The organism is Actinomadura darangshiensis, assembly GCF_004349235.1.
GTDB classification, from domain to species: Bacteria; Actinomycetota; Actinomycetes; order Streptosporangiales; family Streptosporangiaceae; genus Spirillospora; species Spirillospora darangshiensis.
Window position 1 is genome coordinate 1 of sequence record NZ_SMKY01000279.1, and the last position, 11,693, is coordinate 11,693.

Annotated in this window: 12 protein-coding genes; 4 read left to right on the plus strand and 8 right to left on the minus strand. The window is 68.1% G+C overall.

What is annotated here, in order from left to right; genetic code table 11:
• Positions 1–21: 21 nt before the first annotated feature.
• The 7 genes from E1293_RS37535 to E1293_RS37565 all read right to left on the minus strand — a co-directional run bounded on the left by E1293_RS37535 (position 22) and on the right by E1293_RS37565 (position 5,590).
• Positions 22–675 (minus strand): class F sortase, encoded by a 654-nt coding sequence (locus E1293_RS37535; RefSeq protein WP_165978564.1) that lies wholly within the window; start codon positions 673–675, stop codon positions 22–24.
• Positions 672–1,469 carry a CHRD domain-containing protein gene (locus tag E1293_RS37540; protein ID WP_207939321.1) on the minus strand — a complete coding sequence of 266 codons (798 nt, stop codon included), beginning with the start codon at positions 1,467–1,469 and terminating at the stop codon, positions 672–674. The genes E1293_RS37535 and E1293_RS37540 overlap by 4 nt, the downstream gene beginning before the upstream one ends.
• 135 nt (positions 1,470–1,604) lie before the next feature.
• Positions 1,605–2,267, minus strand: a complete 663-nt coding sequence (locus E1293_RS37545; RefSeq protein WP_132203324.1) for a class F sortase — start codon at positions 2,265–2,267, stop codon at positions 1,605–1,607.
• A complete protein-coding gene (locus E1293_RS37550; RefSeq protein WP_132203326.1) occupies positions 2,264–3,052 on the minus strand; it encodes a hypothetical protein in 789 nt (262 codons plus the stop codon). Before E1293_RS37550 ends, E1293_RS37545 begins: the two co-directional genes overlap by 4 nt.
• A 643-nt stretch (positions 3,053–3,695) precedes the next feature.
• Positions 3,696–4,184: a pyridoxamine 5'-phosphate oxidase family protein gene (locus E1293_RS37555; protein ID WP_132203328.1), complete on the minus strand. Its 489-nt coding sequence runs from the start codon at positions 4,182–4,184 to the stop codon at positions 3,696–3,698.
• 164 nt (positions 4,185–4,348) lie between these two features.
• On the minus strand, positions 4,349–4,849 hold the full coding sequence (locus tag E1293_RS37560; protein ID WP_207939322.1) for a hypothetical protein: 501 nt from the start codon (positions 4,847–4,849) through the stop codon (positions 4,349–4,351).
• A gap of 141 nt (positions 4,850–4,990) precedes the next feature.
• A complete protein-coding gene (locus E1293_RS37565) occupies positions 4,991–5,590 on the minus strand; it encodes a TetR/AcrR family transcriptional regulator (RefSeq protein WP_243717136.1) in 600 nt (199 codons plus the stop codon).
• Between the two features lie 100 nt (positions 5,591–5,690).
• Between E1293_RS37565 and E1293_RS37570 the strand changes: the two genes are divergently transcribed.
• The 3 genes from E1293_RS37570 (at position 5,691) to E1293_RS49830 (ending at position 9,063) form a co-directional block, all read left to right on the plus strand.
• On the plus strand, positions 5,691–5,978 hold the full coding sequence (locus tag E1293_RS37570) for a PadR family transcriptional regulator (protein ID WP_132203330.1): 288 nt from the start codon (positions 5,691–5,693) through the stop codon (positions 5,976–5,978).
• A 601-nt stretch (positions 5,979–6,579) separates the two neighbouring features.
• A complete protein-coding gene (locus E1293_RS37580) occupies positions 6,580–7,821 on the plus strand; it encodes a serine hydrolase domain-containing protein (protein ID WP_243717138.1) in 1,242 nt (413 codons plus the stop codon).
• 1,002 nt (positions 7,822–8,823) lie between these two features.
• Entirely contained in the window at positions 8,824–9,063 is a 240-nt protein-coding gene (locus E1293_RS49830; protein ID WP_243717140.1) for a hypothetical protein, read from the plus strand.
• Positions 9,064–9,231: 168 nt separating this feature from the next.
• Here the strand turns inward: E1293_RS49830 and E1293_RS37590 are convergent, their stop codons facing one another.
• Positions 9,232–10,254 carry a fatty acid desaturase family protein gene (locus tag E1293_RS37590; protein ID WP_243717142.1) on the minus strand — a complete coding sequence of 341 codons (1,023 nt, stop codon included), beginning with the start codon at positions 10,252–10,254 and terminating at the stop codon, positions 9,232–9,234.
• 510 nt (positions 10,255–10,764) lie between these two features.
• Here E1293_RS37590 and E1293_RS47995 point away from each other — a divergent pair.
• Positions 10,765–10,941 carry a hypothetical protein gene (locus E1293_RS47995; protein ID WP_165978565.1) on the plus strand — a complete coding sequence of 59 codons (177 nt, stop codon included), beginning with the start codon at positions 10,765–10,767 and terminating at the stop codon, positions 10,939–10,941.
• Positions 10,942–11,693 lie beyond the last annotated feature (752 nt).

Consider the following 11,693-nt stretch of genomic DNA (forward strand, 5'->3'; position numbering starts at 1 on the left):
TTGGGGGCCCGAGTGGGTGTGTCATTGACGGAGGATGTCGGTCAGGTGGGCGAATGCCACGGTGTTGTCGCGGTAGTGGCCGATACGGGGGTTGAAGTCGCCGCCGCAGGTGATGAGGCGGAGGGAGGGTGTCGATGTGTTGGTGTACACGGCCCGGGTGGGGAAGTGGCGTTTGGGGAAGCGGCGGACGACGTCGACGGTGAACACGGCGGTGGTGCCGTCGGCCCGGCCCGCCTTTACGCGCTGCCCTGGGCGTAGCTCGCCGAGCCGATAGAAGACCGAGGGGCCGGAGGCGGAGTCGAGGTGTCCTTCGATGATCGCGGTTCCGGTCTGCCCGGGGGTGGCTGAGCCGGCGTACCAGGCGGCTTGGTCTTGGTGTGGTGGCCGGGGTGGTTGCAGTGTGCCGTCCGGGCGTAGTCCGACCCGTGTGACTTTGGTGTCGATGCCGATCGTCGGGATCGCCAGGTGTGTTGGCGGTGCCGCGGGCAGCGGGGAGAGCGACGGTGCGGGATGGGGGGCCGACCAGGTGCCCGGCGTGGCGGCGAGCGGTGCCTGCGGGGCCTGCCCGCGCGCGCTGGTGATCGCTGTTGTTGCGGCGGCCACCCCGCAGACGGCGGCCGTCAGGCCCAGAACTCGGGCCTGACGGTCACCGTGCCAGGGTGCGGCGGTTCTCACTCTGGTGCCTGTGCTCGGCGCCGGAGGAGGAGGATCCGGGCCAGTGCGGCGGTTCCGGCCAGGCCCGCGCCCGTGCCCAGTATCCACGCGGCCGGCATGCTGCTGCCGGCGGTCGAGCCGGTGCCGGTCGCGGCGCCGCCCGCGGGCATGGTCTTGAGCGCTCCGCAGAGGGCGGGCGAGGTCGCCGCCAGGGGGAGCGAGGGCACCAGTTCGCTCTTCTCCTTCTGTGCGCGCGGGCTGAGCGTGGTGGGGTCGAGTCCGTGCACGACGATGACGGCGATGCCCGAACGCAGTGACTTCAGCGTGGCCGCGTCCAGGGTGATGGTGCGGTTGTAGTCGGTGCTGGCACCGGCGGGTGCGATCTTGACGTTGGTGCCGGCCTTCGGCGAGGTGTCGCCCTTGACCGACAGCGTGGTCTGGATCGGCCCGTAGGACGGCTTCCCTTCGGCGGTGTTCACCACACCGTCGCCGTTCTTGTCGGCGGCCATGGTCGGGCACATGCCCTTGGCGCCGCCGTGGATGTGCTGGACGTGCGGGTAAGGCATGTCCTTGAAGGTCGCGGCCAGGCCGTCGAAGTGCTCGGTGATGGTGGCGCGGTCGCCGTCCAGCCGAAGGGTGAGCGAGCCGGAGCCGGTCGCGTGGTTGAGCGGGTCCAGCGTGGCCTGGTAGGTGACGGTGTCCGCGGCCGACGCCGGCGCGGTCATGGCCGGTGCCGCCAGCATGAGGCCCGCCGTACCGGCGAACGCCAGTCCCACCGCTCCACGGCACAGCCGTACCGAGCAGTCCTTCGACATACCTGCCCCCTTTTGCGAGGATGGATCAATTGCATTTCCGCAGAGGGGCTTCCCTCACGAAAACCGCATTAATGCGTTTCGCAAGTCTGTGGCAGGTAAAGGATCAACGGCCAGGGATTACGTAAACTCTTTCCTTTAGTAAGAAGAGGCGAGTTCGGCGAAGACGATCACGTTGTCGAGGTGGCGGCGTTGCTGCTGCACGTAGGTTCCGCCGCAGGTGATCAGCCGCAGCCCGGCATGGCCGATGTAGCCGTAGACGTCTTTGGTGGGGAAGGCGTTCTTGGCGGTCTGCTTGACGCCGGTCACGCGGAACACCGCGGTCACGCCGTCCCGTCGATCGACCTTGACGGTGTCGCCGGGATGCAGGTCGCCGAGGTGGAAGAACACCGCTGGGTCGCCGTCCCAGGTCACGTGGCCGGCCAGGACGGCCGGGCCGAGTTCGCCGGGGGTCGGTGCGCCGGTGTACCAGCCGACCTTGGTCGCGCCGTGCGGAACCTCCAAGGACCGGTCGGCCTTCAACGCCAGACCGGTGGTGGGGGCGGCGACATCGATGGCGGGGATGGTGATCCGCACGGGGGGCGAGGCCGCCAGCGCCGGGCCGGACGGTTCGGGTGCGCCGCCGTCCTCGGCCGATGGCTCGGCTCGGAGGCCGCTGGACGCCTGGGGTGCGGGGGGAGGCGGTTCCTGGTCGGCGGCCGCCTTGACGATGGCGCCGCCGCCGGCCAGGGCGAGCACCGCCGCGGCGGCCGCCAGTGCGTGGCGGCCGCCTGGGCGGTGTCGTCGGATCCGGTGGATCACTTGGTGCCCAGCCGCCGCCTGAGGAACACCGCCCCGGCGGCTCCGGTCAGCGCCAGCCCGCCCACGGCGAACAAGCCCGCGGACTCGATGCCGGCGGTGGATCCGTCGCCGGTTTCGACGCCGCCGGTGGGCGGGGCGCCGGCCGCGGCTCCGTTGACGGTGCCGCAGGTGGCGGGGTTGGTGGCCTCTTCGGGGATGCCGTCGACGCCCTTGGACTTGGCGAACCCGGACTCCCCGAGGGCGTCGGCGTCGTACTTGCCGTTGCCGTTGGCGTCCAGCCCGTGCTGCACGATGTGCAGGTTGCGGATCTTGTCCCCGGCGCCGTCGGGAAGCTTGATCGTCCGCTTGTAGGACAGGTTCCCCTCGGCGTCGGCCTTGGGCATCCGGTCCACGGCCAGGCCGCTCTTGGGGCTGGTGTCGCCCTTGGCGGTCAGGGAGATCATGATGTCGCCGTAGGCCGGCAGGCCCTCTTCGGTGGTGACCTGCCCGTCGCCGTCCTTGTCGGCGGCGCTGGTCGGGCAGGTGAAGTTCTTGTTGTCGCTGAAGGAGCCGTGGAAGTGCTGGGCGTGCGGCGACTTCGGCGTGAAACCCGAACCCTTGATCCGCACGGTCATCTCGTCGCCGTGAATGGACACGTGCGCGGTGCCGCTGGATCCGCTGTCGTTGCCCATCGTGTCCTTGAGGTTGATGCGGTAGTCCCCGTCGGCCCTAGCCGTCCCGGGTACCGCGAAGACCGTGAGTCCTGCGACTGCGGGCACCGCGAGCAGGGATGTGCGGAGCGCCATTGCGTTCCTCCTTTGGAGGCGCTGGTGGATCTTCCTCTCCAGGGGGTTCGTAGCCGCCCGCATGAAGGTTGGGTGCGATGTGCAATGAATGCCCCGTACGGCGGGCGCGCCGATGGTTGCTCTGCGCATTCCTAGCATCGGGTTCGCGCGTGCCTCCGCACGTCGGCCATACCAACGCGCCGGGCCACGCCGGCGTTCTAACGCGGCGCTTTGCTGATCTGCCCGGGACGCGCGGTGTCCGGGCCCTGATTCGGTCGATGACGGGGCAGTACCGAATGCGGCACTGGTGGCTTCACCCGTGATTGCTATTGACGCGGCCTCAGCATCGTCGACATGGCTACGAGAAACGTGAAACAACCCATGGCCGGCTAACATACTTCGTGATCGCGTGAGCGGGTCTCGCGCCGCGCGAAGCCGGGCCCGACGACAACCCGATCCCCCACCCTGCTGGGCGTGCAGACACCAAGCCCAGCGCTGGTCTGCCGGAGATCGGCAAGCCCATCCCGGTCAGGCTCGGTGCGGACCTGATCGCGGGTGTGGACGCAGGTCGGCAGGCGAGCGAGTCCCGCGCCGCCACGATCCGGCGGTTGCTGCACGAGCGCCTGGGAAGCCCGACCCTCGCAGTCACTGTGGACAGATCACATCAGTCGACTGGGTCATCTAGCCATCGGCCGTCCCGCATGACCGTGCGCCCAACGAATTCGTGAAAGCCGTTCCAGACCAGGATGCGCCTGGGTTGCAGGCGTAGGTAGGCGAACGTGCCCTCCGGGTAGGTACGGGGGTCTGTGGAAACTTTGGCGTAGCGCTCGGCGATGTCAGCGTCGATGTCGGGCACGTCCATAAGCGACGCACTGGTGTCGATCACGATGACGTCGGCGGTGTCGCCGAGAGCGACCCGCGCTCGCGGGTGGCCTTTGATGTTGGCGACAGTGCGGCTCTTAGCAAAGGTTGCGGTATACAGAGCCGAGCCATCCCAGGCATAGGCCACGGGGATCAGATGCGCACCACGGCCGTCGCTGCCGGTGGCCAGCCACATCTGGAAGCTGGTTTCGAGCCGGTTTCGAGCATCGGCCCGCCGCACGGCCAGACTGCGTGGGACCGGGATTGAGGTGAGTTCCTCGTCGGCGTACATGACGATCCTCCTTCACGTGGGCGTAAGCCCTCCGCCCCCTGTTGGAGGCTCTACACCCCTCTAGACGAACGGCGCTGCGCGCGCTTCGACACATCGCCGAACCATTCGCCAAGGGGGCCTACGAACGGCTCGGTTTGCCCGACGTCAGAACCGTGCAGGTCCGGCTACTGACCGGCAGAGGCAGCGGGTCGACGCCGTTGCGCTCCTCGCAACGTGGATCGCGGGAAATCGAGCACATCGGTTCCGCGCATGACGAGCTCGAGCTGTTGAAGGCGGTGGCGCGGCAGTGGATCGCGGCTGGCCGTGTTGCTCGAGGTCAGGGAGCAGCCGTTAGCGGTGTCGGCGGGCGGCGGGGTCGCAGGCGGCGACAGTGTCGACGCGGGTGTAGCGCTCCAGGGAGCGGACGGTGGCGTGGAGGGCGCGGGCGAGCAGGGTGGGGTGTTGGTGCCGTCCTCGGCCTCGTGGGTGAGCGCGCTGTGGCGGAGTTGGTGCAGGGTCCACGCGTCGTAGTGCTCGGGGTGGGCGAGCAGTTCCTCGGGGGTGCGGCCCTGGTTGGTCAGGCTGAGCCGCGCGCGTTTGGTGGTCGGGCACATGTCCAGGGTTGGGGCGCGGCGGGTGGTGAGGAACAGCGGGCCGCGGGTGCGTCCGCCGGTGAGGCGGGGCAAGTAGCTGGGCGGTGCCGGACTGCCAGTGGATCCATTCGATGGCGCCGCCCTGGCGACCACGCGGCTGCGTTTGTCGACCGGGATCAGGTCCTCGATGTTGAGTGGTGTCAGCGGCGTGGCTGTCAGGGGCGTTGGTGCTCCTCACGGGTCGCGGCGTACCCGCGGATCCGGTGCCAGGCCGGTGAAGAGGGCGTGATGAAGCCGGTCGATGCGCTCACGGGTCAGGGGTTCCTGAGTGATCAGGAACTGGAAGTACAGCGGGCCGGACAGGAGTGTCATCCCTAGGTCCAGGTCGAAATCGGGCGACAGTTGGCCCTGGTCTTGTGCCGTCTTCAGCCGGGCGACGGTCTTGTCGGTGTACGGAGCGATGAAGCGCTCGTTGAGCGAGGCGGCGACCTGCGGGTCGTACTGGGCCTCGCCCACCAGGGCCTGGAACAGGTGACCGAAGGGCGGTTGGCCCAGCAGGTCAACGGCCGCGTACACCTGCGCGCGCAGGTCGGCGCGGAGGTCGCCGGTGTCGGGGAACTCCAGGTCGGTCTCGTGCAGTGACAGCAGCGAGTCGAGCAGCAGGGCGCCCTTGGAGGGCCACCGGCGGTAGATGGTGTGCTTGCTGGCGCCGGCGCGGGCCGCGACCGCTTCGATGCTGAGCTTGCCGTAGCCGATCTCCTGCCCCAGCTCCAGTGTGGTCCGCATGATGGCCTCGGTCCGCACGGCACCGCGACGGTGACGCGTATTGGTCATGACGCCCACCATATCAGCACGCCCCGTGCCGTTACTTGACAGGAGGGTGCGACTCCGGCACTCTCGTTATCAGCACGGCCCGTGCCGATAACGGAGGAGGGTGCCTGGACGTCGACCCTGCGGCCCGCGACCCGCCTACGGCTACGAGATCACCGCGTGGCTGCGCGATCAGGGCTTCTCCGACATCGCCGAGGGCACCATCTACGCACTGCTGGTCCGGATCGAGAAGCACGGCCTGGTCGAAGTGCGGAAAGTCCCCTCCGAGAAGGGGCCGCCGCGCAAGGTCTACTCCCTCAACGCCCAGGGACAGCGGCACCTCGAAGAGATCTGGAGGGCCTGGAGCTTCCTGGCAGAACGGCTCGAACAGCTCCGCGAAGGAGGCAAGTGACCATGTCCGATGACGAGAAGGTCGGCTTCATCTCCATGATGATCGGCCCCAAGAAGCGATGGCGGTAGTACAGGGCAGGCGTGGAGCGGCTACCCGAGAACTACCGCACGGCGGTCGAAGCGATCGAGAGGTACATGATGCACTTCGTGCCGACCGACGCCGGCGGCGGCGCCGCCAGGGTTCGAGGACCTGGCCGACCTGTTCGAGCAGACCGCGGCGGCACCAGGCAGGTCGGCGGCACGCGGAGGTCGCTGCCTGATCCCGCCAACGACCTGCCTGCCTCCGGCAGGGCGCTGCCATCGCCCGCCGACAAGCACCGTCGGTTCGCTCCTGCGAAGGCATTTCGTCGGGTGTCCGCACCGCGCCGCCACCGGGTTGTGCCCGGCTGATCGCCCCCGGCCTGTCAGCGGCGGCGGTTGGCGGCAGTCGGCATCCCCAACGATCGGCCATGGCCGGTTCATCGATCGTGCCCTCAGGGCTGCGAACGGGCCGCGCCGGACTCGCCCCTGCCGCGGAGGCGTCGCCCATGAACACCAAGCCGGGACGGGCTCGCACGATCGAACACTGCTCTCAAGATCGAACACTGTAGGTAAGGAGTTCCATGATGGGACAGCACGACAGCGGCTTCTCTGAAGCAGGCCTGCGCAGGCTGCGCGACGTACTGGAGCGGCATGTGGGGTCCGGGAAGATTCCCGGACTGGTCGCCCTGGTCAGCCGAGGTGGCCAGACGCACGTCGAAGCGCTCGGGACGATGCGCCACGACGGTGGCGCGCCGATGCGCCGGGACACCATCTTCCGGATGGCGTCCACGTCCAAGCCGGTCGCGGTGTCGGCGACGATGGTGCTGCTGGACGAGTGCCGGCTGCGGCTGGACGACTCGGTGGAGCAGTGGCTGCCCGAACTCGCCGACCGGCAGGTGCTCAAGCGGCCGGACGGCCCGCTGGACGACACCGTCCCGGCGTCGCGGCCGATCACGGTGCGGGATCTGCTCACCTCCACCTTCGGCCTCGGTCTGGACCTGACGGCGCGGACCGCTCCGATCATGGGTGCGTTCTTCGAGCAGGGGGTCTATGGCCAGGAGGACGGATGGCTGCTTCCGGGGTCGGAGCCCGATGAGTGGATGCGGGCCCTGAGCACGCTCCCGCTGATGCACCAACCCGGGCAGCGGTGGCTGTACAACCTCAGCGACGACGTGCTCGGCGTCCTGGTCGCCAGGGTCACCGGCCAGCCGTTCGAGACGTTCCTGCGCGAACGCATCTTCGACCCCCTCGGCATGACCGACACCGGATTCCACGTCCCCGCCGACAAGATCGACCGGCTGCCGCCCCTGTACGCCCCCGACCCCCAGACCGGCGAGTTCCTCGTGGAGGACCAGGCCGAAGGGGGACACCACTGCAAGCCGCCGGCGTTCCCCTCCAGCGGCGGCGGCCTGGACTCGACCGCCGACGACTACAACGCCTACTTCCGGATGCTGCTCAACCACGGGATGCACGGGAACCAGCGGATCCTGTCCCGGCCCGTCGTCGAGCTGATGACCACCAACCGTCTCACTTCCGACCAGCTGGCCGCCCGGAAGGCTTGGGCTCGCAAGGGTGTCCATGTGGGCTACGGCCTGGGGCAGCAGGGCGGCTGGGGCTTCGGGATGACGGTACGCACCGACCGCGGCGACTACGCGCCCATCGGCCAGTTCGGCTGGGACGGCGGAGCCGGCACCACCACCTACGCCGACCCCCATAACCAGCTCATCGGCATCCTGCTCACCCAGACCGGAATGTCCACCCCCGACTCGGCACACGCCATCCACGACTTCTGGACCACCCTCTACCAAGCCATCGACGACTGACCCGGCCACCGTGGTCGAGGCCGGTCCGAAGGCCGGCCTCGCCCACGGTCCGAAGGCCGACCTCGCTGACGCCCGGCGGTACCCCGACTCGCAACGATTACGAACCGCGACCTCTCACCCGGCTTACCTTGCGGTCGGGGGACGCATCCGGGAGCGGAGGGCCGACCAAAGGGCAAGTAGCCGGGGTCCGGGAAGGCCCGGCCGGTATTAGCGCGTAGCGCTGAGCCGCCGGACTGTCAGGCGTCGGGGCCGTGGATGACCCGGTGGACAGTGGAGCGGCCGACGCTGTACTCGGTGGCCAGGTCGGCGAAGGACACCTCGCCTTCGGCGCAGCGGCGGCGGATGGAGCAGGCAGGCGCGGGGAGTTTGGGCTGCTTGCCTTGAGCTTGCCGTTCTTCTTGGCCAGCGCCATGCCTACGTGGGTGCGTTGCTTTCTGGCGTATTCGTGTGTCCTGAACGTGAAGGAGAGTTCGATGTAGGCGAATGATCTGGATCGATGCTGCTCGGACGATGAAGGTTTGGCCCTTTGGAGTCGCCCTGCGGAGGGAGGCTCCAAACCACCTCATCCTGCGTTGGCTGAAGACCGTCGTGGTGAGCGATGGGGAAAAGGCGCCGGTAGGGCGTCAGGTGGGGACCGAGAAGGCGAACGCAAGTGAACCGCTTTGGACGTGTCGAAATCAGAACAGATGACATCGAAACCGGGGAGTGAATACGACTCCGGGATGGAGCCTGGCGGGAGTCCGCTTACTGGCCAGGCGGTGTCCGGCATGGAGGCGGCGCGAGCTCGGTCTGCGGTGTTTGGACACTGCCCACCAGGGTGGGCGCCAGGGGAGAGCCGTGCGCGGGAAGATTCGAGAACGGCGCCAGGGTACCCGTTGCCATGCATGCCGGCGGATCGGCCCGTAGTAGTGACGAAAGCCTGGTAATAGGGCTGGAGCGAAGGGGCCGGGTTGTTCGTGACCCGTTTGCTCGATCAACCGGATAACGTCTGGGAGGAGTCGCGTGAACGAGTTGAAAGCACCAGGTAAGCCGTTCGATATATCGAAGCTGGCCGTCCTGGAGGCATGGAAGAAGGTCAAGGCCAACAAAGGTGTGGCCGGAGTGGACGGAATGTCCGTCGAGGAGTTCGAGAAGGATCTGAAGAACAACCTGTACAAGATCTGGAACCGAATGTCCTCGGGGACGTACTTTTCGCCGCCGGTCCAGGCCGTCGAGATCCGAAACCGCATGGTGGAGGCATGAGAATGCTGGGTGTGCCCACTGTGGCTGATCGGATCGCGCAGACGGTGGTGGCGGGGGTGCTGGAGACGGAGGTCGAGCCGATCTTCCACCCGGGCTCCTACGGCTACCGGCCGGGCCGCTCGGTCTTGGATGCGGTCGGGATCTGTCGGCAACGGGGTGCTCAGAGAGTCAGGCAGGGTCTGTGGCCGGTGGAGGAACGCCGGTGCCGACTGCGTGCAGATGTTCCAACGCCTGTCGGTAGGAGTCGAAGAGGCCGGTCTCGGCGTAGGGCAGACCGAGTGTTGCGCAGTGCTCGCGCACCAGGTCCCGGGCCTGCGGCAGCGCGTGGCTGGGCATGCTCGGGAACAGGTGGTGTTCGATCTGGTAGTTCAGGCTGCCCAAGGCGTACGCGGTGACGCGGCCACCGCGCACGTTGCGTGAGGTGAGGACCTGGGTGCGCAGGAAGTCCAGTTTGTCGTCGGCCGAGGACATCGGCATGCCCTTGTGGTTGGGCGCGAACGAGGCCCCCAGATACAAGCCGAACAAACCCTGCTGGACCAGGGTGAACACGATCAGTTTGGCGGGGGAGAGGACCAGCGCGAGCACGGTGAAGTAGGCAACGGCGTTCAGGAGCAGCAATGCCGCTTCGACGGCCACCGGTGCCGGAGCCCCCGGGCGCCGGTGCCACAGGGCGCGGACCGAGGCTGCGTGCAGGTTCCACCCTTCCAGCAGCAGCAGCGGGAAGAACAATGCTGCCTGCTGGCGGGTCCACCAGGCGCGGATGCCCCGCCGGGCCGCCGCGGCGGCCGGGATGAAGACCAGGGCGCCGGTGCCGACGTCAGGGTCGCGTTCGGCGTCGTTGGGATGCGCGTGGTGGCGGTTGTGCTTGCTCACCCACCAGCTGTAGCCCAGCCCGATCAGCAGGTTCCCGAAGAGCAGCCCGGACAGATCGCAGGCACGTTTGCTGGAGAAGAGTTGCCGGTGGCCCGCCTCGTGGCCGCGGAAACCGCACTGGGTGAAGGCGAAGGCGAGCACTGCAGCCACGGCGAGCTGCCACCATGAGTCGCCGACCACGACGACGAGCATCCAGCCCAGGGCCGTCAACACCGCAGTCCCGGTCAACGTGACGGCGCTGCGGAGCGGACGCCGGCGCAGCAATCCCGCATTCCTGACCCGGCGGGACAGTTCGGCGTAGTCGCTACCGGCCCGCACACCTCGCGTCCCTGTGCCCCCGGCAGCACGCTGCCGCACGTCACCGGTCGATGTCATAGCCTCCTCCGTCCCCGTACCGGAGGCGCCTCGTCGGGCACATCGCCCACGTGTTGATCATGGACGGGCATTCACCCTCCCTGGTCCGGGCGATCCGTGACAAACCGGCTACCAGCCGCGCACGGTGCGGATGTCGACCCAGGGTCCGGGGGCCCTTTCATGATGTCGCCCCAATGACCACCGACCAGCTCTCTCAAGCGGGCCTGGCCACCGAGGGCTCCTATCTACCCCGTACGACCAATCCCACACACTCATCGACGTGCATGGCTTCACCACCGGCATCGGTTCCAGACCGGAGAGGGGCCGACGTTTCGGCTCGACGCTTCCGGGTTCCGGATCTGACGATCATGCCTCCACGCCGTCCCCCCACTGCGGGCGTGTCATCACGGGTGCCAGGGATTGGGGCGTAGGTCGTCACGCAGACCTGCCCCCTGAGCATCGCCTCCCAGACTGATGGTCTACGCCCTCCTGGCGATATTCGGCACCGTGGTCGCCTTCCAGATAGACGGCTCATTTACCAGCGTCATCAAAAGCGAACAGCTCCGCTCCGGCGACCGTGTCCTGGCCTACACCGACCGCTCGTCGAAGAGCACAACGCCGGTAGGGAACAGATCGGTGAGGAACGCCTGATCGCCAACATCGAACGAGTCGGCCCCGCCAGCGCGACCGTCCAGCAGATGGTCCGGGAACCCCCGACACGGTCATGCGGGAGAGAGGTCGGGTTGACCGAGCGCACAAGGGGAATGGGGTGCGCCGGGCGGCGGCCGGAGAGGCCCTGAGGCTGTACCCGGCCGCGAAGTTTCAAGGAAGCGCCGTCTCCCGACGGCGTTTCTCCGCCGCCCTCGCGGCGCCGGCTCTCACCCCGGGCTCGGTGACCGTGACCAGGACGACAAGAGGTGCCCGATGACCATAAAGGATGAGTACCTGCGGCTGATGGCCGGGCTCATCGGCGGCATGGCCATCGCGGTGGCCCTCGTCTGTGCGCTCATCGCGGTGGTCGCCATAGTCGTCCCCTGACGTGGCCGCTTTGCAGGAAGGGCGGCGTCCGTACATCAGGGCGATGATGCCGCCGCCCGCCCGCGTGATCGGACGGCCTCTCACCGGCCCGGGCGGGGCCGGGCTGAGCGGTTGCAGCGTGTGGATCTCGCGACCAGCCTTCCGGTGGGTGCTCGGCCGTCCTATGGGCGGGGTCTATTGATGATGTGTCTGCGCTGACTGAGGGCGGTGCAGTCGTAGTTCTCGCTCGCACCTTTGGGAGTCGGGCAACCGGGGCGCGGCTGTGCTCCGAAGGTAGAAGTGTGGGGTTGATGCGCAGGAGCCACGCTGTGGGGCGCGGGCGGCTCGGACGAGGCCCGGACGGGCTGGTTGCGGTCTCTTATACA